This is a genomic window from Cytophaga hutchinsonii ATCC 33406 (assembly GCF_000014145.1).
Taxonomy (GTDB): Bacteria; Bacteroidota; Bacteroidia; order Cytophagales; family Cytophagaceae; genus Cytophaga; species Cytophaga hutchinsonii.
On record NC_008255.1, the window covers coordinates 3,031,481 to 3,051,849 of the forward strand.

Below are 20,369 nucleotides of genomic sequence, written 5' to 3' on the forward strand. Positions count from 1 at the left end.
TACTTAATAATGATCACGTAACATTTCTTTCAAAACCAGAACGGTTGCATTAGCTGTTTCCAGGCAGGGGCTACGGTCTTTTGAAAGGAATACAAAATTACAATAAAGTCTGCTCGAACCCACCATTCATAGCTTGAAAACCGATATTTTTTGTATCTTTTCATTGTTTTTGCATTATACTATTGACCTTGGAATCTAAATACCATAAAAAACCTGAAGAAATTGAGGAAGAACAGCTTTGGATTGAAAAAGCCAAGCAAAATCCTCAGCACTTTGCTGTCCTGTATGAGAAATATTATAAAACAATATTCCTGTACCTGTTCAGAAAAGTGAATGATATGGATGTTGCAGGAGATCTCTGCTCAGACGTATTTTCCAAAGCCTTATCCGCTATCCAATCCTACGAATATAAAGGCGTGCCGTATTCAGCCTGGCTCTACCGAATAGCAGCCAATGAAGCAAACATGTATTTCAGGAAACACAATAAAAGAGAAATGATCTGCATCGACGATACCAGCATTCATCTGCTGAACGAAGATCTGCAGGAGTCAAATGAGGAAAATATCTATCTCACCTTTCTGCCCTTATGCCTGGAAAGGCTCAAACCCGATGAAGTAATATTAGTACAATGGCGTTTCTTTGAAAACAAAGCATTTAAAGAGGTCGGTGAAATTATGAATATGACCGAAAACAATGCTAAAGTAAAAACGTACCGCATTCTGGAAAAAATCAGGAAATGGATGCTTGAAATGAAAGGAAAAAGTAATGAGTAAATACGATATACATAAGAACAAAGAATTACCAAGCGACGAAGAGATCAATAAATACAAAAACTTCGACAAGGTAGTTAAAAAGGCGGCGATGCTTGATTACAAGCAGGCGACAAAACCGATCTATAAAAATGCAAAAGTATTAAGTGCCGTTGCGGTTATTATTGCTGTTGGCCTGATCATTCTGTTTGAAACAACAGAACAGGATGAAGCAGCTGAAAAAGTGATCGAACAGAAAGATAGTATAAAATCAAATTCTCCTGTACAGCAAACAGATTCTGTTAAACCCGCTAAACCAACGTCAGTAATAACGCCGGCTGGAGCTGCAACCCGTTCTCAAAGTAACATTTCAGCAACAACCGAACAGCAGACAAATACCAGCCAACAGGCAAATACTGCCGTAGAAAATACAGTCATCACGAATGAAAACGCATTGGCTGCTTTCCCGGGCGGAGACGATGCCTTAAAAAATTTCTTACTGAAAAATATCAAGTATCCGTACAATGCAGTGGAATCACCTTACACAGGAAAAATTGAAGTAGATCTTCTGATTGAAAAATCAGGAAAAATCGGAAACATAACCATCTATCACAGCCCCAATCCGGCGATCAGTACGGAAATAAAACGTGTAATCGGTAACATGCCTGAATGGAAACCTTGTGTAAAACATGGACAAACAGTTCCTTCAACAGTTACTGTGTATTTTCCTTTTACGTATGTTGGGGAATAACGAACCAGCAACGATTAGAAAACATAGCAGCATCAATCTTATGAAAAACATATTTATATATTGTTTTGATAAATGGTGGCGGCCGTTGTTATTTTTCATTTTGATTGCAGGACTTTTGATCCTTAACAGTGAATTAAATATCCGATTTATTAAAAAACCATTACTTTACCTTTCTAACGTTTCTGTTATTGTCATATTCATATCGATCTGTTATCAATTATATAAAAGACAATTCTGGAAAGGTATATATACATTTTTGGTTTTGTTATCTGCAGGTATTATTTCTATGATGACATCAATGGTTGATGGTGATCATTGGGCCGATGATCTGATAATTCCGTCAGACATCCAGATTGAAAATCCTATTAATGTATATTCCGGTTCAGATAGTATTTTAACTGGTAAAAAAGCGCAAACAGATCTTATTCTTTACAATTCCGGACAGCCAGGTATGTATCAATATATTTTCCGCACAGCTAAGATTGAAAGCGGTACTATTTATTTAAAGGCATTCGAAATTACTCAGGATGAAGAACTTTCAACAGAATATTTAGAAGAAAATACATTGACCCGGGTAAATAATCCATCTGACAGTATTGTGCATTATAGTTCTCCGAATATATTTACTATTTATGAAGGTGATTGGGGAAAATATTATGCCGCAAGATTTGAAGTATGGCTGAGGCCTTCTTCAGGAGAAAATGAAAGAAAAATATTCAATAAGAATTTTAAGATAGAAGGATGGATGCATTGATACATTCAACTGCCTGCACGTTTCAATGCAGCAAGTCATTATTTACTAACCCCGGTAACGTCTGGCTACAGCTGCCCCTTAGCTTCTTTAGCCGCAATGCTGTCGATCACCACTTCATAAATGTGATTGAATAATGCCGCATGTTTGCTGTAGTAATCATAGCTTGATTTAAATTGTTCTTCCGTAATCTGGTGTTCTTTAAAAATCTCTTTTTTATAACCTGCATACAAGGTTAAAGATGAATCACGATTATAGTTTTTTAAAGACAACGCCGATTCTGTAATATGTATATCAACCAGAATAGTGGTCATTTGTTCTTCCGTTAGCAAATCCGCAGGTTTTTCATCCAAAGAAGATTTCTGCCCGCAGGAAAACAGTGCACAGATACAAGCAAGTGTTATTAGTTTAAAGTAGTTCAAAGCGATAGATTATTTCTCGAAAATTAGTTTTTTTATTGTATTTTTAAAATTGTTCCTATGAAACAATCTTTAAAAGATATCATCCGTAAGTTACGCAAATATGAGGTACGAATCCGAAAAGCGGTTCATTCTCATATGCACGGTAACTATCATTCTATTTTTAAGGGTTCGGGCATTGAATTTTCAGATCTGCGTGAATATCAGTACGGAGACGATATCCGGACAATTGACTGGAATGTAACGGCAAAAGGACACGGTCCTTATGTACGTCTTTTTCAAGAAGATAAAGAGCAGCACATCATTTTTCTGGTAGATGTAAGCGCTTCCCTGCATATTGGAAAAAACGATCAGACAAAACTGGATATCATTAAAGAAATAACCGGGGTTTTGATGCTTTCGGCTGTAAAAGAAGGCTCTGAAATAGGCTTGGTGTGTTATTCAGATAAAAAAGAATTGTATGTAGCTCCCGACAAAGGAATCAAACATGCCTATTATCTGATCAATAAACTTTTCAGTCTCGATGCCGAATCCAGTCTCACAGATCTGAATAAGGCAACACAATACACCTTATCCATCCTGAAACGTAAGAGCATTGTTATTGTATTATCTGATTTTATTGATGACCAGTACGATAAAAACCTGATCAGTTTAAGTAAAAAACACGATCTTGTTTTAATTCAGATTCAGGATACCAGAGAAATGTTTTTACCATCTATGGGAATTATTCCGTTGATTGATACAGAAACAAAAAAAACAATCTGGGTAAATTCATCTTCTAAATCGTTTCGTGTAAACATGGAAAAACGCCAGCGGAACATTCAGGAAAAACTGGAAAACTTCAGTAAATCTCATGAGTCTAATTATACGTGTATAAAGACACATGAAGATTATATTATCAAGTTGGTAGAACTTTTCAGAGTACGAAATTTCCATAAGAAAAGTGCGTAACTTCTTACTCATAGTATTTCTTTTATGCGCAGCTGTTACCGTTGCACAGCCTGATACCGGCAGTAAGATTTCTGCCGTGTTTGAAAAAGATAGTTTTCAGATTGGGGAACATATTCAATACATGCTTTCTGTAAAATACCCGAAAGACCAGATTGCGCTTGTGCCGGATTCAGGGTTCAATTATTATCCGTTTGAATACATCAATAAAAAATACATTCCAACCCGCACCGATTCTTTATTTGCTTACGACAGTATTGTATATATTTTAGCCAGTTATGAAGTTATTCCGACACAATATTTACTTGTGCCGGTAAAATTTATTGTTGAGACAGATACGGTACAGCAGTTTACATCAATAGACAGCATCTTTCTGCAGCGTCTGGTAAAGATCAATTCTGAAAAAGATGTGATTGCAGATGCACGGTTACAGGATACGCCTGAAGCATTCAACTATCCATACATAATAGCCGTATGGGCTTCTGCCTTATTGATTGTATTTTTTTTATACAAACTCTTTGGCCGGTTTATATTAATACGCTACCGCTTATTTATTTTAAAAAGAACACATAACCGCTTCATCAAAGAGTATGATCTGTTAGCTGCACAATTTGAACAGAGCACTGACCTGCGGATCATTGAACAAACACTTGCTATCTGGAAAAACTATCTGACACGTTTAGAAAACAAACCCATCAATACCTACACAACAACAGAATTGATTCTTTTATATGATCAGGAAGAATTAGAATCTACGTTGCAGTCATTAGACCGCAATGTATACGGCGGTCTTGTTTCCAAAGATACAAAGGATGCATTGCAAACCATTAAACGATTTACGAACAGAAGATTTCAACTTCGAAGACGCGATATAACAGGTGGATAATTTTCAATACGATATTTCGCAGTGGTATTTGTTAAACTATTGGCTCCAGCCAGCGGTACTGAAAAGTTATATCTGGGAAAATCCATCCTATTTGTATGGCATCGCCGCTACTCCTCTATTGCTCGTGCTTCGCTGGGGATTTTATTACCGGTTCAGAAAAAAATATAAAGTTGCGTTAAATAAAAGGGATACAAAATCACTGAATCTGATTCAGATCCTGCGTTTTATACCGCTCACGTTACTGCTGCTTTCACTCTCTTTTATCTTAATAGGTTTAGCACGCCCCCAGAAGAGCAACGAAACCAATACGCAGTATACAGAAGGTATTAATATGATCTTTGCCATAGACGTTTCTGAGTCTATGAAAATTACCGATATACATCCCAGCAGATTTGATGCAGCAAAACAGATTTGTACAGATATTATAAATAAACGTTCGAATGACCGCATTGGCATTGTAATTTTTTCAGGTGAAGCCGTTACGTTATCTCCGCTGACCAATGATTATGTGTTGCTGAAAAATCAATTAAATGATTTAAAACAAAATAAGGATCTGCAATCAGGAACAGCTATCGGCACTGCATTAGGAACTGCAATCAACCGGCTGAAAAATGCTGAAACCAAAGAGCGCATCATTGTGCTGATCAGTGATGGCGAAAACACTTCCGGATTGATGGACCCGATAACTGCAGCAGATCTGTGTCTGGAATACAATATTAAAATATATTGCATTGGGCTGGGTAAAGACGGAACGCATCAGTTTAAAGATGATAACGGGACCATTCAGTACGTTGAAAGCAAACTGGATGAAAACACATTAAAAAATATTTCCGCTACAACAAAGGGGAAATTTTACAGGGCTTATGATAAAAAAAGTCTGGATGATGTTATTGCCAATATTGATCAGTTAGAGAAAGGTAAAATTGTTCAATTGCAATTTACCGACATCAAAGATTTTTATTCTATTTACATTACCTGGGCGGTGATTTTCTTTTTATTATGGACACTTACCCGTATTTCCTTTTTAAATAATTTTTTAGAAGATTAGTTCCTATGCCTGACGCGATTGATGCAAAAGAATCCGATTACCTGTACACAAAGGAATCTCAGCTGCCCGATGCGGGAAAAGGCTTGTATACTTCTATCGATATTTTTAAGGATGAAGTAATTTCAATTTTTAAAGGCGAAGTGTTAACCGATAAAGAAGCTGCACGCCGTGCGAAAGCCCATGAAGATGGTTATTTCATCAACATGCTGGATGGTTCTATCTTAGATTCCAAAAACGTTTTTTGTTTTGCCCGGTATGCAAACGATTCGCAGGGACTTAAAAAAACGTCCTTTTCATATAATGCTGAAATTCATCTGGACGATGAGGAACGCGTTTGTCTGGTTGCACTCAAAAAGATCAAATCGGGAGAAGAGATTTTCTGCAGCTACGGTAAAAAATACTGGCAAAAATTTAAAAAGAATCTGACTGTATAAAGCTTTACAGTACTTTATTCAAGGTATTATTGATTTTCTTTTCATGTTCATCCATAACGTCTATGTTTCCACAGAATTCTTCCCCAAAATAAGTTAGTTTGTCTATTTGTATCAACAAATTGGGTTTGAATGATTAAATTTATTCTATGATGATTCATTAGCCGGGTGCTGCCCGGCTAATGAATCTGTAACAACATTACTTCTATGAAAATAAAATTTATCGTTTATACACTTGTTATACTCTCTATTGGTTCACTGATATTTTACCGCATCAGACAAAACAAAGAATCTGAATCAGCGAATAAACCGGATGCTTCAAAAAACAAAACCGTCCAGGTTGATGGAATCATTTTAAAACCACAATCTTTTTCTGATAACCTCATGGTTTCAGGTTCTATTGAAGCAAATGAACAGGTACAGATAAGAAGTCAGGTTACAGGTGTAATTACACACATCTATTTTCAGGAAGGCAACAAAGTTTCTAAGGGACAAGCGCTGGTAAAGATAGATGATGCAGAGCTGCAGGCGCAGCTTTCAGAATTGTTAACCCGCGAAGATCTGGCAGCAGAAAATGAAAAGCGTGCAAAGTTATTATTGCAGAAAGAAGGTATCAGTAAAGAAGAATACGACATCAGTTTATCTGCGCTGAAGTCTTTACAGGCACAGGAAAATATTATCCGGACACAAATTTCAAAAACCATTATTAAAGCGCCTTTCAACGGTACCATTGGCTTACGGAATGTTTCTATAGGCGAATTCCTTTCAACCAGCCTGATCATAGCCAATCTGGTAAATACCAATCCGGTGAAAATTACCTTTGCCGTTCCGGAAAAATATTCTTCCAATATGAAAATCAATACAAAAGTTGAATTCACTTTTGCCGGCTCTTCTAAAACATATGCTGCTACCGTATATGCGATCGAACCACAGATTGACGCGGCCACACGTACGCTTCAGCTTCGTGCCCGCGCTTCTAACGAAGACGGAGCATTGCTCCCTGGGTCCTTTGCCAACGTTAAACTACCGTTAACAATCATACCGGATGCACTTCTTGTACCTACTGAATCTGTTATTCCGATTCAGGATGGTAAAAAAGTTTTCATAGTTGAAAACGGGCAAGCAAAAGAAGTTAAAATTGAAACATCTTCCAGAACAGATAAAGACCTGCTGGTTTTGTCCGGGCTAAAAGCGGGCGATACCGTTCTTACTACCGGAGTAATGTCAATGAAAGCCGGAATGTCCGTTCAGGTAAAACTTACAAACGCTGATACCAAATAATCATGAGCATCTCAAGTCTAAGTATTAAGCGCCCTGTATTTACAATCGTAATCAATCTGTTGCTGATTGTTTTTGGAATCATTGGTTATACGTTTTTAGGTATCCGGGAATATCCATCCATTGACCCTGCAACTATTTCTGTGCGTACCAACTATTCCGGCGCCAATGCCGATATCATTGAATCGCAGATTACAGAACCGCTGGAGAAAGCCATCAATGCCATTGACGGTATCAAAAGTATAAACTCTACCAGTAATCAGGGAAGCAGTAACATTACGATTGAATTTAACCTGGATAAAAATTTAGAGGAAGCCGCCAACGATGTGCGGGATAAGGTTTCTCAGGCAACACGAAGCCTGCCGCTGGATATTGATGCACCGCCTGTAGTATCAAAAGCCGATGCTGATTCAGAGCCCATTGTAATCCTTACGGTACGAAGCAATTCACGTGATGTACTGCAATTAAGCGATTACGCGGAAAATTCCATTGCACAACGGTTACAAACCATACCAGGCGTAAGTAGTGTGCAAATATACGGGCAAAAAAAATATGCCATGCGTTTATGGATTGATCCGATGAAACTTTCTTCCTACGGCCTTACCGTAGCTGAAGTAAAGACGGCTTTAAACAAAGAAAACGTTCAGCTTCCGTCCGGAAAAATCACCGGTGCAAATACAGAACTAAGTGTGAACACGCTTGGAAACCTTGCTACAGAAGAGCAGTTTCAGAATCTGATCATCCGTACACAAGGTAATAAAATCATACGTTTCAGCGATATCGGGAAAGTGCAGCTTGGGCCGGAAAACCTGGAAACACAAATGACCGAATCAGGCACACCTATGGTTGGCCTTGCTATTACTCCTCAACCCGGAACTAATTACATTGAAATTGCAAACAGCTTTTATGAACAGCTTGCAAAAATAAAACAGGAATTACCTTCCGATCTTGAACTGAACGTTGCGGTAGATAATACATTATTCATTAAACAATCCGTTACAGAAGTTGCCGAAACAATTTTAATCTCGCTGGTCTTAGTAATCATTATCATTTACTTATTCTTCAGAGATTGGGGCGTTGCCTTCAGACCGCTTATTGATATTCCTGTGTCGCTTATTGCAACATTCTTCATCATGTACCTGTGCGGCTTTTCTGTGAATGTATTAACCCTGCTTGCTATTGTACTGGCAACAGGTTTAGTGGTAGATGATGGTATTGTTGTTACGGAAAACATTTACAAAAAAGTTGAAGAAGGAATGTCCCCTATAGAGGCCGCAATTAAAGGATCGAATGAAATATTAATTCCTGTTATCTCCATTTCGATTACATTAGCTGCCGTGTTTCTTCCGGTGATATTTTTACAGGGCTTTGTGGGGCAGCTTTTCCGTGAATTTGGTATTGTAATCGCTTCTGCAGTATTGATCTCTGCATTTGTATCCTTAACCTTAACCCCTATGCTAAATGCATACCTGATGAAAGGCGGCGTACATAAAAAATCAAGATTCTATGAATGGACAGAACCATTTTTTGTAAAAATGAATGCCATGTATGCAGATGCACTTGGTGTATTCATGAAACGTAAATGGATCAGCTACCCGATCATCTTTGGATGCATCGGTTTGATTGTTTTGTTTTATTCCTTGTTGAAAAAAGAAACAGCGCCTTACGATGACCGCAGTTACCTGCGTGTACAGATCAACACACCCGAAGGTGCCAGCTATGATTACACGAACCGGTTTATGCAGGAAATGACAAAACTGGTGAACGATTCCATTCCTGAAAAATATATAAACCTTGTCATTACCTCTCCGGGCTTTGGCTCTTCTTCCGTTAACAGCGGCCGTATGATCATGTCTCTGATTCAACCCAATGAGCGGCATCGTTCTCAAAAACAAATTGCAAATAAGCTTACGCAACTGACAAAAAAATATTCAGAGGCACGCGCGATGGTTACAGAACAGCCGACTATTGCGGTAAATAAAAAAGGCGGCCTGCCGGTTCAGTATAACATTAAAGCATTGAATTTTGATAAACTGAAAGAAAAAGTACCGGAATTTATGAATGCTGCGGCAAACGACCCTACATTCTCTACTACAGATGTGAACTTAAAATTCAACAAACCGGAATTGAATGTAACCATTGACCGCGATAAAGCACAAAGCCTTGGTGTATCCGTACTTGACGTGGCACAAACGTTACAGCTTTCTTTAAGCGGGCAGCGCTTCTCTTATTTCTACATGAATGGAAAACAATATCAGGTAATTGCTCAGTTTGATAAAACAGACCGCGATGCACCCATTGATTTAACATCTATTTTTGTAAAAAATAATTCCGGGCAATTGATTCAGCTGGACAATGTGATCACAATCAACGAACGCAGCAGCCCGCCACAGCTATACCACACCGACCGGTATTTATCTGCGACCGTATCGGCGGGTCTTGCACCGGGAAAAAGTATCGGAGATGGTATTGAAGCGATGGACCGCATCGCTGAAGAAGTACTTGATGAAAGTTTCTCTACATCACTTACAGGTGAATCACGCGACTTTGTTGAAAGCAGCTCAAACACGCTGTTTGCATTCAGCTTAGCCATCTTATTGATCTATTTAATTCTTTCCGCACAATTTGAAAGTTTTCTTGATCCGTTCATCATCATCCTTACCGTACCCATGGCGGTTGGGGGCGCCTTGTTCTCGCTTTGGCTGTTTGGCCAGACCTGGAATATTTTCAGCCAGATCGGCACCATCATGCTTATCGGTCTGGTTACCAAAAATGGCATACTCATTGTTGAATTTGCAAATCAGTTAAAAGAGCAAGGCAAATCAAAAGCGGAAGCCATACTTGAAGCCTCTGAAGCACGTTTACGGCCAATTTTAATGACCAGCCTTGCCATTGCATTAGGCGCGTTACCTATTGCACTAGCCTTAGGAGCTGCAGCCAAAAGCCGCATAGGAATGGGTGTTGTAATTGTAGGGGGAACATTGTTTGCCTTAGTATTAACCTTATTTGTTATCCCTGCATTCTACGCCATGTGGTCAAAAGAACACAAACATAACACCGCTTTAGAAGAAGCGCACAAAGCTGAAAAAAGCATCTAATACATTTCACCATGAAAAAATATCTTGTATTTACATGTAGCCTTTTATTTTTGGCACTGCTTAATCAGGCAGCAGCGCAGAATATTCTTACACTTGATGAAGCGATTCGTATTACGTTAGAAAACAATTATAACATCAAGCTCATTGCCAATAATCTTGAAATCAGCAGAAACAATGTCAATCCCGGGGTAGCCGGAGCATTGCCTTATGTAGGGGGTACACTTACAAATACCAACAGTGTACTCGACAGCAGACAGGTGCAGGCCAACGGAACAGTAACGGAAAGAGCCGGTGCCAGAAACACCGGTTTGAATTATGGTATAGGATTAAACTGGACCATTTTCGATGGCTTCGGAATGTTTGCCCGATACGATCAGTTAAAAGAGCTTGAACGTTTAGGCGAAGAAAATCTGCAGGTAGCAGTTATGGAAAATGTAGCCGAGGTAACAAAAACATATTACTATTTAGTTCAGCAGCAGCAGCAGCTGAATGCATATGATACGGCTGTTTTTATTTCACAGCAACGGGTACAATTTGCACAGAACAGATATCAGGTCGGTAAAGCATCAAAACTCGAAGTACTCAATGCAGAAGTAGATATGAATACCGACACCACCAATCTGGTTCGTCAAAATGAATTGTATAACAATACACAGACTTCATTAAATCAATTAATGGCCAGGGATCCCGGCATACGCTTTACAGTAGTGAATGAAATTCCGGTAGATAAAAGTTTATTGATTGGCACACTTACCGAACAGGCATCTAAACACAACCCGGCGTTGCAGGCAGCCATCATAAATAAACGTGTAGCGCAATTAGATCTGAGAATTATAAAATCCTACCGATACCCCATTCTGAATGTAAATACCGGTTACAATTTTACCAATTCAACATCTGCGCTCGGCTTCGCAACCCAGACTTCCGGTAAAGGCCTTACATACGGGCTTACAGCTACAGTTCCTATTTTCAATGGTTTTACACAGAACATTGCTGAACATAATTATAAAATACTCATAAATAGTGCAGACCTTAGGTATGAACAACTGAATCAAACAATTATATCAAACCTTACAAGCGCCTACCAAACCTATAAGACAAGCTTGGTACTTGTTACATTGGAAGAACGGAATCAACGGATCGCAAAAGAGAATTTAGACATCACAATCGAAAAATTCCGTCTGGGAAGCATTACAACCGTAGAATTCAGAGCGGCACAATTAAATTATATCAATGCAACGGTACGTTACAGCACCGCTCAATACAATGCAAAGGTGGCTGAAGTAAGCTTAAATCAGATTTCAGGAACAATGGAATATTAATTCTATTGTTCCTTATTTTTTCATTCCATACAAAACTGCATCATTGATTAAGGAAAGCTTTCCAATCTTCATGCAGTTTTTTGTTTAATACCCGTGGAAATTTATTTTGTCCGCCCTCTTTTCCGCGGTAGCGCATCCAGTCGTAAAAGCTTTGGCTTGGAAGAATGGTTACAAAAATTTCTTTTAATGCCGATGTCCGCTCCACGCGGTAATCATCATTTAACAGTTTCAGTTTTTCATCCAGCAGATCCGAAACAACAACCGGATCAATAACATGATCCGTACCGATATACCATTGGTGCGCGAACAAGGTATCGTGCGCAATGCCGGAAACCGTAAATTCTTTAATGATTATATTTAATTCTTCTGCAACCAGTTTGATCGCCTGATTCATATTATCGACCGATAAATGTTCTCCGCACAGACTGATAAAATGTTTGGTACGTCCGGTAATAATTATTTCTGCCTGTGCTTTATCTACAAACCGGATCACATCACCAATCATATATCGCCAGGTACCTGCGCAGGTAGATACTAAAAGAACATAATCCACTCCTTCTTCTACTTCATGTATCATAAGGGTTTTAGGATTTACAACAATATCTCCCGATGCATTTATATTCTGTTCGTTAAACGGAACAAATTCAAAAAATATTCCGTTGTCGAGTATAAGCTTCATTCCTTTTCTTCCCGGCCCTGCCTGATAGGCTATAAAACCTTCTGAAGCCAGATAGGTTTCAATGTAAATGATTGGTTTCGCCAATAATTTTTCAAAGCCTTTGCGATATGGATCAAAGGCAACGCCGCCATGTACAAACACGGTCAGGTTGGGCCATATATCATGTATTGTTTTAAGCTGATAGCGGGCGATAATGCGTTCCAGTAAGATCTGCAGCCAGGCCGGCACGCCAACAATAAAGCCTATATCCCAATCGGGTGCAGATTCAACAATATCGTTCAGTTTACTTTCCCAGTCCCGGTTGCGTGCAATTCTTGATCCCGGTTTATAAAAATACTGAAACCAAAACGGAATTTTACTGGCCTGTATTCCGCTCAGATCTCCTTCATAATATGTTTCTGTTTTGTGAAGATGTGTACTGCCGCCAAGCATCAGTATACCTTTCCCCAGTAGGTCTTTGGGTAATTTATAATGTGCCAGCGAAAGTAATTGCCGGATACCGATTTTTTTATTCGCTTTTAAAAACTGTTCGGTGATCGGTATGTATTTTGTTGATGCGTCGGAAGTGCCGGAACTCAGTGCAAAGTATTGTACCTTGCCCGGCCAGGTAACATCAGCCTCTCCTTCTTTTAACCGGTACCACCATTCATTGTAAAGCGTATTGTACGTATACACCGGAACACGGCGCTTATAAAAATCATAAAATACTTTTTTATTACCGGAAGAAAACTGGACCAGGATTTCATAAAAATTAAACCGCAATCCAAACTGTGTGTTTGCACTCTTTTTTAATAATTTTTTTAATACTTTCCGTTGCTGACTGAATGCGTCACGTTTTTTTTTAGTTGGTAATGTGCTTAATTTTAATGCTCTTGAAAATAATTTCCCCAGCAGATCCATAACGATAGCGTGTTAATTCATGAAATTTAATATTTTCACATCACTTAACTGTTAACGCAACATGAACAAATCTGCACTACATGATATCCGTACATTTCTGACGCCCTATAACACGACGTTGATAGCGGTTACAAAAACACATCCGGTTGAAGTACTGCAGCAAGCATATAGCAGCGGACTACGGATATTTGGAGAAAATAAAGTCCAGGAACTCATTTCTAAAGCAGAAGTACTGCCTAAAGACATACAATGGCATCTGATCGGGCACCTGCAAAGCAATAAGGTAAAATACATTGCGCCCTTCATTTATATGATCCACTCCGTTGACAGTTTTAAACTGCTGCAGGAAATCAATAAAGAAGCGAAAAAAAACAAGCGCGTCATTGCCTGCCTGCTGCAGGTATATATCGCAAATGAAGATACAAAGTTTGGCCTAGATACACAGGAACTGACCAACCTGCTGCTGCACCCGGAACTGGAACAACTGGAAAACATTCAAATACAGGGATTGATGGGAATGGCTACCAATACCAATGATCAGGAGCAAGTCAGAAAGGAATTCCGGTATCTGAAAAATTTGTTTAAATCGCTTGCTGAAACCATCGAAAAAAAGAATGTTGCCTGGAAAGAAATTTCTATGGGCATGACCTCTGATTACAGACTTGCCGTTGAAGAAGGCAGTACCATGGTTCGGATCGGAAGTGCGATCTTTGGAAACAGGTAGTCAGTAGGCAGTAGGCAGTACAGAGTGCTAATTTACAATTCGCTGCCAACGCCAGCTTTCAGGCTTTAACTATCCGCCACATACATGTGCCGGCAATGAAACGCGGCCTATCTTAATTTGAATAACTACCGCGTTTCATTGCCGTTGGCTTTAGCCAACGATTAAAATAAGTATAAATACTGCTCAATAAATTTCTTTAATTATAAATAATTCATTCATTCAGCCGCGGAGGATCATAATTCATAATTCATAATTTAAAAAAATATGTTACACAAAACATTCTTACTTGCAGGTAGCATTTTCGCCGGGTTAGGCGTTGCGATCGGTGCCTTTGGTGCACATAAATTAAAAGACTTCTTACTTCAAACCGGTAGAACAGAAACATTTGAAAAAGCTGTTATGTATCAGTTTTACCACAGTTTCGCTTTATTGATCGTTGGTATCTTACTTATGCAGGCGCAATTCAATGCAAAGTATTTGAATTATGCCGGTTACAGTTTTATTGCCGGCATCCTGATCTTCTCCGGTTCATTATATATCCTTTGTTTAACAGAAACACCCAAATGGGGCGCTGTTACACCAATAGGTGGCGTATGTATGATCGCGGGCTGGGTTTTGGTATCCATGAGCTTTTGTAAGTAAACTAGTTACTAGTTACCAGCTTCTATCCGCCGCCGCGGAGCCAGACAATATGAAATGTTATACATCTAATGAAAATTAATTGTAAAGCTTACCTATTAATGGTATAGATGGAATAAAAATCCCTTCAGGAATTATCTTGAAGGGATTTTTAGTATATCGTTTTGTTCCGCCGCGGCGGATGGAACCTGGTAGCTGGGAACTATTAAGGAATTACGTTTACCCGTATCGTAAGATATTCTGCCGGCTCTTCTGCGCCTGTCACAGCATTTGATAAGATCGTAAGCGTTTTATTTACTACACCCATTTTTCCTTCTGAATTAAACGATACAGCAATTGAACCACTTGCACCGGGTGCAACTACTTTCTCATAATTATTTGGAACCGTGCAGCCGCAAGAGCTAATTACATTATCAATTCTTAATGTATCATTACCTGTATTTTTATATTTAAAGACATGTGTGACTTTGCCGCCCTGTTTCACATCACCGAAATCATGTGATTTTTTTTCGAATGTCATTACCGGACCATTAACTACAATTTTTGCAATCAACAAGGTTGAAAAAACAATACTGAGAGCAACCAAAATAAACTTTTTCATGATTCTGAATTTAATATATTAATGGGTTTACAATAACTGAGCCAGGAAGTACTATGTACAGCGTATTAGTACGAAGACGACTAAAGTTAGTACGTAATTATATAATTCTATCTTTAAATAAATTTTTAATTAACAAAATTCATTTTCAATGTATAATTAATATTTTGAACACCGCTTAGTTAAGCAATTCTGTACTTTGTACTTATTACTCTGTACTCTGTACTCCTACAATCCCTTCAAAGAACTTCGGATGGAAATTCACTAAAAACACCTGGTTTTTACCCCGTGTTATGGCTGTATACAACCAACGAAGGAATTCAATATCTATTTTATCATCTGTAAGATATCCCTGCTCAATAAAGACGGTATGCCACTGTCCGCCTTGTGCCTTGTGACAGGTAAGCGCATACGCAAACTTAACCTGCAAAGCATTCAAAAACGGATCTTTCCGGATCGCTTCCATTCTTTCCTGCTTGGTTGCAATATCGGCATATTCTTTTTCAATTTCCGCATACAGCTCCTTCATTTTATCCTGTTCCAGATTGGGCGTATTTGAATACAAGGTATCCAGCATAATCTTCAGCTGAAAGTTTCCAAACTCGGGAAAATCTCTGAAAACAGCTTCAATATCTGCAAACCTGAATCCATACTGATCCTGATACCGCAGCACTTTACGGATTTCCAGAAAATCTCCGTTCGCAATAAAACCGGAAGAAATGTTTGAAGGTAAAATCGTATAATTATTTCGTACCGACATCAACAGATCGCCGGCATCCAATTCATTTTCAGTAAAAAATATTGCCTGCCGGATGTACCTGTTGTAGCCGGTTGCAGACTTATTGCTTCTACAAACCACAATGGTTTCTTCTCTTCCGAAATTATCGTATGCGTAACGTAAACCATCTTCCAGCCGGTCAGAAGTCATTTTATAAAAATCCTTGAAACCGGTTGTAAAGTGTATGGTCGTTGCTTTGCTGCGGATATCATTCCGCAGTTTGGTAGCATTATATAAAATACCTGAAGCCTGTGCCTGCCGTACAACATCGGTCAGTTCTACTTCGAGTAGATCCAGGCTGAAATGCGATTCGAGGTAACGTTTATCAAGCGCCGGACTTATAGTCTTCCCTACCGGCGGCAGCTGTGCCGTATCACCACACAGAATAAGCCGGTTATTTTTTTGCTCAAACACATAGGAAATAAGATCTCCCAGCAACCCATTGTTTCCAAACTCACTGTCATCACTCAGCATCGAAGCTTCATCCACAATAAAAATGGTGTTGGCAAACATATTTCTCTTTCTTGAAAAATGCATACTACCGGATACACCCGTTTCTTTGCGGTAAATATGCCGGTGAATAGTAGCCGCGCCCTGTCCGGAATACGATGCCATCACCTTTGCAGCTCTACCCGTTGGCGCAAGCAAGACCGTTTGAAATTTATTTTTAGGAATTGCCCGTACCAATGCACTTAACAACGTAGTCTTACCTGTTCCCGCATAGCCTTTCAACAGCAGCGTTGCGTTGGTAGCACCTCTGTTCTCTACCAATTGTTCGATCAGATCAATGGCTTTTGTCTGACTGGCTGTAGGTGCTGCCGGAAGTGCAGAAAGAATGAATGGCGTTAGTGACAAGCAAAGTTTGTTTAGGTTTACTAAATTGCAAAAGTATGGAAGAAATAAAAAACGGAATCATCCACAGTTTTGGTAACAAGCTACGTATCAGAGTATGCGGCATCTGCATGGACGATAATAAAATTTTATTGGTGAAACATCATTCGCTGGGGGAAAGCGGAATTTTATGGGCTCCACCAGGCGGAGGCATCTCTTTCGGCGAAACAGCTGAAGAAGCATTAAAAAGAGAATTTTTAGAAGAAACCGGACTATCTGTCTCCATCGAAAAGTTTTTGTGTGTCAATGAATATTTAAGTCTGCCGCTGCATGCCATTGAATTATTTTTCCTTGTAAAAACTACAGGTACACTCAAACTAGGTACAGATCCTGAGCTGCAGGCAAACCAGCAGATTATAACAGACGTTGAATGGCTTTCTATTGATGCGCTTCAATTGCTCCCGAAAAATTCTATACATGGAATTTTACATAACATACAGGCATCTGCAGATGTGCTGCATTTATCCGGTTATTTTAATTATTAAACCTATTTTCAATAAAGCATACCAATACTTAAAAAAGGTTTCAATTTTACCAACATACTTATCAACATTATTGCTATAATACAATAAATCGGTTAATTTTAAGGAATTATCTATTATTTTAAAGTTAAGAATACAATTTCCGGAATAGTACTTATTAACAATACTAGTTTATAAAATGCTTTCAGATATTACTGTACGATATAAATTAAATAATTCAATTAAGGATAGCCGTTTTGAAACGGAACATCTGGCTAAATACCATTTGTCTTTTCAGGTCAACTTTGAGTTATTCAGGATTTGTATTGTCGATGGTGATTCCAACAGATGTCTGTTTTTAGAAGATTACACGCTGGCAGATATCTACACAACGAATGATCTGCTGGAACAGCTGGATATATTGTTTGAAGATCACATTCTGATTAAGGCAGGCTTTTGGAAAAGTATTACCGTTGGTTTTAAAAACACACAGTTTTCACTTATTCCGGAAGCGTTATTCGAAAAAGATTATCTGAAGGAATATCTGACGTTGAATACAACGCTGGATAGAGAGCCGGATGAAGAATATCACTTCTACAAACAAAGACAAACAGAAGCGGTAAATGTATTTGCGACCAACCAAAGACTTACCAGCTGGTTTAATAAAACCTATCCGTTAAAGCAGGTCCGTTACGTGCACCACACGGCTTCTATGATTGAAGGCATCATGCTTCAGAAAGATAAAAACGCTGCTGAAAAAAGTGTATTCATTCAGGTAGAGCAATATTTTTTAACGATCATTGTCAAGCAAGGGAAAAAATTAATTTTCTGCAACAGTTTCACTTTTAATACCAGCGAAGATTTTGTTTACTTTATTTTATTTGTCTTTGATCAGCTGGAATTAAATCCTGAAAAATGCCCTGTTGTCGTATTCGGTGAAATAACGCACGATTCAGAATCGTTCAGTAAATTATACAAATACATCAGGCACCTGACCTTTGGTTCCAAACCTGAATTTGTTCGCTTTGGATACCAATTTGATGAAGTGTTTGATCACCGTTATTTTGATTTGTACAACATGCATCTGTGCCAGGGTTAAACCATACCTTTTATGAGTAAAATTGCAATCTTTCCCGGTTCATTCGACCCTTTTACCAAAGGCCATGAAGACATTGTACGCAGAAGCCTGCCGCTGTTTGACAAGGTGATTATTGCGATTGGTAACAACGCACAAAAAAACAGATATTTTGAGATCGATTACATTATTCCAAAAATCGAAAGCTGTTTTGAGAAAACAGATAACGTTGAAGTAAAAGTTTTTAAAGGATTAACGGCAGAATTTGCCAAAGAAAGCGGCGCACAATTTTTAATCAGAGGTTTGCGTAACACCACCGATTTTGAATACGAGAACAGCATCTCGCAAGCCAATAAATATCTCTGGAAAGATCTGGAAACCGTATTTATGATTACGAGTCCCCACCTGGCTTATATCAGCTCAAGCCTTATCCGCGACATTCATAAATACGATGGAGATGTAAGTGGTTTTTTACCTTATAAGATCTGAGTGTAACCGGTAATATTCGCTTGCTACTTCCTGAATAGATGCATACGAGTCTTTTACCGACTTCATTACCTCTTTGTAGTTCATCCACTTCAGGTCTTCAATAAACTCAGCTAATTGCGGCTGCATGTTTGAATCATCCAGGCAATTCATTTCATACCAATCAGTACGTTTTAAAATGCGTTTATTCTTACGCACGTACGTATGCCAGGTAGAACAGATTTTATCCTTTACGTCTACCTTAACGCTGCACTCCTCTTCTACTTCACGTTTAGCAGCCTTCAGTGATTCTTCTTTCTTCTTTAATTTACCTTTAGGCAAATCCCATTTACCTAATCTGAAAATCAATAAAATTTTGTCCTGCTTGCGTACCACGCCACCACTGGCTTTGATTACTTTAAACTGATCTTTTATAAATTCAACCATGAACTCATAATCATCTACCGCAAACGTAATGGACAACAGTTTTTTCAAACGTTTCAATTCCATAATACGAATGAGGCGCTCTAACTGGCGTGCTGTAGCCTGCTGAATCAACACCTTACCTACTAATCTGATGGATAGAATCTCTTCCGCAGAGCCTATAATCGTATCATACTCAAACACAGGAAGTGTTGGAATAAATTGAATAACTTTTAACGGCTTATCGTTTATAAAGAGTTTCATCTGTGTTGGGCTAATCACGGGCAAATTATCAAAGTAATGGGGAATTAAAAAGGATAGCCCAAAGGAATTATTAACAGAAGCGGGCAATTAGGGATTAAATACTTAAAATGTATTAAATTTGATGATTACAAACAAATGCATCCTTCCATGAACTATACAAAAGAAGTAGCGCTTTCTCTTTTAAAGATTGAAGCGGTGCGCTTACGTCCAGAAGAACCATTCAAATGGGCTTCTGGCTGGAATTCGCCGATATATTGCGACAATCGCTTAACATTGTCTTTCCCTGAATCCAGAAATCTGATTCGTGATGGATTGGTTGATCTGATCCGTACGCATTATCCTGCGTGCGAATGCATTGCCGGTGTAGCAACAGCAGGCATTCCGCAGGGTGCCATCATTGCAGACAGTATGAACTTGCCGATGATTTATGTACGCCCCAAGCCAAAAGATCATGGCATGCAAAACCTGATTGAAGGTAAAATTACGAAAGGGCAGAAAATTGTTGTTGTTGAAGATCTGATCTCAACTGGCGGCAGTTCCTTAAAAGCCGTAGAAGCCTTACAGGAAGGAGGCTTTGAGATCTTAGGTATGATCGGGATTTTCACCTATGGTTTTCAAATAGCGGAAGACAATTTCAAAAACGCAGGTATTACCTTGCACACGTTGAGCAATTACGATGAGCTGATTAAGGAAGCCGTTGCGAATAATTACGTAAAGCAGGACCAACTGCAAACGCTGGGTGAATGGAGAAAGAATCCGGGAGACTGGAAAAAATAGATACACTAAAAAAT

Annotated in this window: 21 protein-coding genes; 16 read left to right on the plus strand and 5 right to left on the minus strand. The window is 38.8% G+C overall.

Features of this window, described 5'->3' with window-relative positions; all coding sequences use genetic code 11:
• The first annotated feature begins 188 nt into the window (after positions 1-188).
• From CHU_RS12895 to CHU_RS12905, 3 genes are read left to right on the plus strand one after another with little or no spacing between them, the layout of a single operon-like run.
• Positions 189-773, plus strand: coding sequence for a sigma-70 family RNA polymerase sigma factor (locus CHU_RS12895; protein WP_041932387.1), 585 nt, complete (start codon positions 189-191; stop codon positions 771-773).
• On the plus strand, positions 766-1,500 hold the full coding sequence (locus tag CHU_RS12900; protein WP_041932388.1) for an energy transducer TonB: 735 nt from the start codon (positions 766-768) through the stop codon (positions 1,498-1,500). The genes CHU_RS12895 and CHU_RS12900 overlap by 8 nt, the downstream gene beginning before the upstream one ends.
• A 40-nt stretch (positions 1,501-1,540) precedes the next feature.
• Positions 1,541-2,254, plus strand: coding sequence for a hypothetical protein (locus tag CHU_RS12905; protein WP_072355982.1), 714 nt, complete (start codon positions 1,541-1,543; stop codon positions 2,252-2,254).
• Positions 2,255-2,319: 65 nt separating this feature from the next.
• Here the strand turns inward: CHU_RS12905 and CHU_RS12910 are convergent, their stop codons facing one another.
• Positions 2,320-2,673, minus strand: coding sequence for a DUF4296 domain-containing protein (locus tag CHU_RS12910; protein ID WP_011586014.1), 354 nt, complete (start codon positions 2,671-2,673; stop codon positions 2,320-2,322).
• A gap of 57 nt (positions 2,674-2,730) precedes the next feature.
• Between CHU_RS12910 and CHU_RS12915 the strand changes: the two genes are divergently transcribed.
• The 7 genes from CHU_RS12915 to CHU_RS12945 all read left to right on the plus strand — a co-directional run bounded on the left by CHU_RS12915 (position 2,731) and on the right by CHU_RS12945 (position 11,681).
• Complete coding sequence (locus CHU_RS12915) at positions 2,731-3,621, plus strand: DUF58 domain-containing protein (protein ID WP_011586015.1); 891 nt, start codon at positions 2,731-2,733, stop codon at positions 3,619-3,621.
• Positions 3,614-4,504 (plus strand): hypothetical protein, encoded by an 891-nt coding sequence (locus CHU_RS12920; RefSeq protein ID WP_011586016.1) that lies wholly within the window; start codon positions 3,614-3,616, stop codon positions 4,502-4,504. The genes CHU_RS12915 and CHU_RS12920 overlap by 8 nt, the downstream gene beginning before the upstream one ends.
• Positions 4,497-5,552 carry a vWA domain-containing protein gene (locus CHU_RS12925; protein WP_011586017.1) on the plus strand — a complete coding sequence of 352 codons (1,056 nt, stop codon included), beginning with the start codon at positions 4,497-4,499 and terminating at the stop codon, positions 5,550-5,552. Before CHU_RS12920 ends, CHU_RS12925 begins: the two co-directional genes overlap by 8 nt.
• A gap of 5 nt (positions 5,553-5,557) precedes the next feature.
• The gene (locus tag CHU_RS12930) at positions 5,558-5,986 is read left to right on the plus strand and encodes an SET domain-containing protein-lysine N-methyltransferase (protein WP_011586018.1); all 429 of its coding nucleotides are present in this window, start codon (positions 5,558-5,560) and stop codon (positions 5,984-5,986) included.
• 204 nt (positions 5,987-6,190) lie between these two features.
• Entirely contained in the window at positions 6,191-7,264 is a 1,074-nt protein-coding gene (locus CHU_RS12935; protein WP_011586019.1) for an efflux RND transporter periplasmic adaptor subunit, read from the plus strand.
• A gap of 2 nt (positions 7,265-7,266) precedes the next feature.
• The gene (locus CHU_RS12940) at positions 7,267-10,359 is read left to right on the plus strand and encodes an efflux RND transporter permease subunit (RefSeq protein ID WP_011586020.1); all 3,093 of its coding nucleotides are present in this window, start codon (positions 7,267-7,269) and stop codon (positions 10,357-10,359) included.
• An 11-nt stretch (positions 10,360-10,370) separates the two neighbouring features.
• Positions 10,371-11,681 (plus strand): TolC family protein, encoded by a 1,311-nt coding sequence (locus CHU_RS12945; RefSeq protein ID WP_011586021.1) that lies wholly within the window; start codon positions 10,371-10,373, stop codon positions 11,679-11,681.
• A 40-nt stretch (positions 11,682-11,721) separates the two neighbouring features.
• Here CHU_RS12945 and CHU_RS12950 read toward each other — a convergent pair whose 3' ends face one another.
• Positions 11,722-13,260, minus strand: coding sequence for a GH3 family domain-containing protein (locus CHU_RS12950; protein WP_011586022.1), 1,539 nt, complete (start codon positions 13,258-13,260; stop codon positions 11,722-11,724).
• A gap of 61 nt (positions 13,261-13,321) precedes the next feature.
• Between CHU_RS12950 and CHU_RS12955 the strand changes: the two genes are divergently transcribed.
• Positions 13,322-13,984: a YggS family pyridoxal phosphate-dependent enzyme gene (locus CHU_RS12955; RefSeq protein ID WP_011586023.1), complete on the plus strand. Its 663-nt coding sequence runs from the start codon at positions 13,322-13,324 to the stop codon at positions 13,982-13,984.
• A gap of 264 nt (positions 13,985-14,248) precedes the next feature.
• Positions 14,249-14,626, plus strand: a complete 378-nt coding sequence (locus tag CHU_RS12960) for a DUF423 domain-containing protein (protein ID WP_011586024.1) — start codon at positions 14,249-14,251, stop codon at positions 14,624-14,626.
• 202 nt (positions 14,627-14,828) lie between these two features.
• Here the strand turns inward: CHU_RS12960 and CHU_RS12965 are convergent, their stop codons facing one another.
• Positions 14,829-15,224 (minus strand): DUF1573 domain-containing protein, encoded by a 396-nt coding sequence (locus tag CHU_RS12965; protein WP_011586025.1) that lies wholly within the window; start codon positions 15,222-15,224, stop codon positions 14,829-14,831.
• Positions 15,225-15,429: 205 nt separating this feature from the next.
• Positions 15,430-16,854, minus strand: coding sequence for an ATP-dependent DNA helicase (locus CHU_RS12970; protein ID WP_011586026.1), 1,425 nt, complete (start codon positions 16,852-16,854; stop codon positions 15,430-15,432).
• A gap of 35 nt (positions 16,855-16,889) precedes the next feature.
• On the opposite strand from CHU_RS12970, the gene CHU_RS12975 reads away from it, so the two are divergent.
• The 3 genes from CHU_RS12975 to coaD all read left to right on the plus strand — a co-directional run bounded on the left by CHU_RS12975 (position 16,890) and on the right by coaD (position 18,915).
• Positions 16,890-17,375, plus strand: a complete 486-nt coding sequence (locus tag CHU_RS12975; RefSeq protein WP_011586027.1) for an NUDIX domain-containing protein — start codon at positions 16,890-16,892, stop codon at positions 17,373-17,375.
• A 175-nt stretch (positions 17,376-17,550) separates the two neighbouring features.
• Positions 17,551-18,450: a DUF3822 family protein gene (locus tag CHU_RS12980; protein WP_011586028.1), complete on the plus strand. Its 900-nt coding sequence runs from the start codon at positions 17,551-17,553 to the stop codon at positions 18,448-18,450.
• A gap of 12 nt (positions 18,451-18,462) precedes the next feature.
• Positions 18,463-18,915 carry a pantetheine-phosphate adenylyltransferase gene (coaD, locus tag CHU_RS12985; protein WP_011586029.1) on the plus strand — a complete coding sequence of 151 codons (453 nt, stop codon included), beginning with the start codon at positions 18,463-18,465 and terminating at the stop codon, positions 18,913-18,915.
• On the opposite strand, the gene CHU_RS12990 is transcribed toward coaD, so the two are convergent.
• A complete protein-coding gene (locus CHU_RS12990) occupies positions 18,898-19,578 on the minus strand; it encodes an NUDIX hydrolase (RefSeq protein WP_041932390.1) in 681 nt (226 codons plus the stop codon). The two genes, coaD and CHU_RS12990, sit on opposite strands and share 18 nt — an antisense overlap.
• A gap of 147 nt (positions 19,579-19,725) precedes the next feature.
• On the opposite strand from CHU_RS12990, the gene pyrE reads away from it, so the two are divergent.
• The gene (pyrE, locus tag CHU_RS12995; RefSeq protein ID WP_011586031.1) at positions 19,726-20,355 is read left to right on the plus strand and encodes an orotate phosphoribosyltransferase; all 630 of its coding nucleotides are present in this window, start codon (positions 19,726-19,728) and stop codon (positions 20,353-20,355) included.
• Positions 20,356-20,369 lie beyond the last annotated feature (14 nt).

Bases quoted from the DNA above. Each gene is read 5' to 3' on its own strand.
- CHU_RS12950 (WP_011586022.1), bottom strand. From the start codon at position 13,260: ATGGATCTGCTGGGGAAATTATTTTCAAGAGCATTAAAATTAAGCACA.
- CHU_RS12980 (WP_011586028.1), top strand. From the start codon at position 17,551: ATGCTTTCAGATATTACTGTACGATATAAATTAAATAATTCAATTAAG.
- CHU_RS12940 (WP_011586020.1), top strand. From the start codon at position 7,267: ATGAGCATCTCAAGTCTAAGTATTAAGCGCCCTGTATTTACAATCGTA.
- CHU_RS12900 (WP_041932388.1), top strand. From the start codon at position 766: ATGAGTAAATACGATATACATAAGAACAAAGAATTACCAAGCGACGAA.
- coaD (WP_011586029.1), top strand. From the start codon at position 18,463: ATGAGTAAAATTGCAATCTTTCCCGGTTCATTCGACCCTTTTACCAAA.
- CHU_RS12990 (WP_041932390.1), bottom strand. From the start codon at position 19,578: ATGAAACTCTTTATAAACGATAAGCCGTTAAAAGTTATTCAATTTATT.
- pyrE (WP_011586031.1), top strand. From the start codon at position 19,726: ATGAACTATACAAAAGAAGTAGCGCTTTCTCTTTTAAAGATTGAAGCG.
- CHU_RS12965 (WP_011586025.1), bottom strand. From the start codon at position 15,224: ATGAAAAAGTTTATTTTGGTTGCTCTCAGTATTGTTTTTTCAACCTTG.
- CHU_RS12955 (WP_011586023.1), top strand. From the start codon at position 13,322: ATGAACAAATCTGCACTACATGATATCCGTACATTTCTGACGCCCTAT.
- CHU_RS12960 (WP_011586024.1), top strand. From the start codon at position 14,249: ATGTTACACAAAACATTCTTACTTGCAGGTAGCATTTTCGCCGGGTTA.
- CHU_RS12930 (WP_011586018.1), top strand. From the start codon at position 5,558: ATGCCTGACGCGATTGATGCAAAAGAATCCGATTACCTGTACACAAAG.
- CHU_RS12945 (WP_011586021.1), top strand. From the start codon at position 10,371: ATGAAAAAATATCTTGTATTTACATGTAGCCTTTTATTTTTGGCACTG.
- CHU_RS12935 (WP_011586019.1), top strand. From the start codon at position 6,191: ATGAAAATAAAATTTATCGTTTATACACTTGTTATACTCTCTATTGGT.
- CHU_RS12975 (WP_011586027.1), top strand. From the start codon at position 16,890: ATGGAAGAAATAAAAAACGGAATCATCCACAGTTTTGGTAACAAGCTA.
- CHU_RS12905 (WP_072355982.1), top strand. From the start codon at position 1,541: ATGAAAAACATATTTATATATTGTTTTGATAAATGGTGGCGGCCGTTG.
- CHU_RS12915 (WP_011586015.1), top strand. From the start codon at position 2,731: ATGAAACAATCTTTAAAAGATATCATCCGTAAGTTACGCAAATATGAG.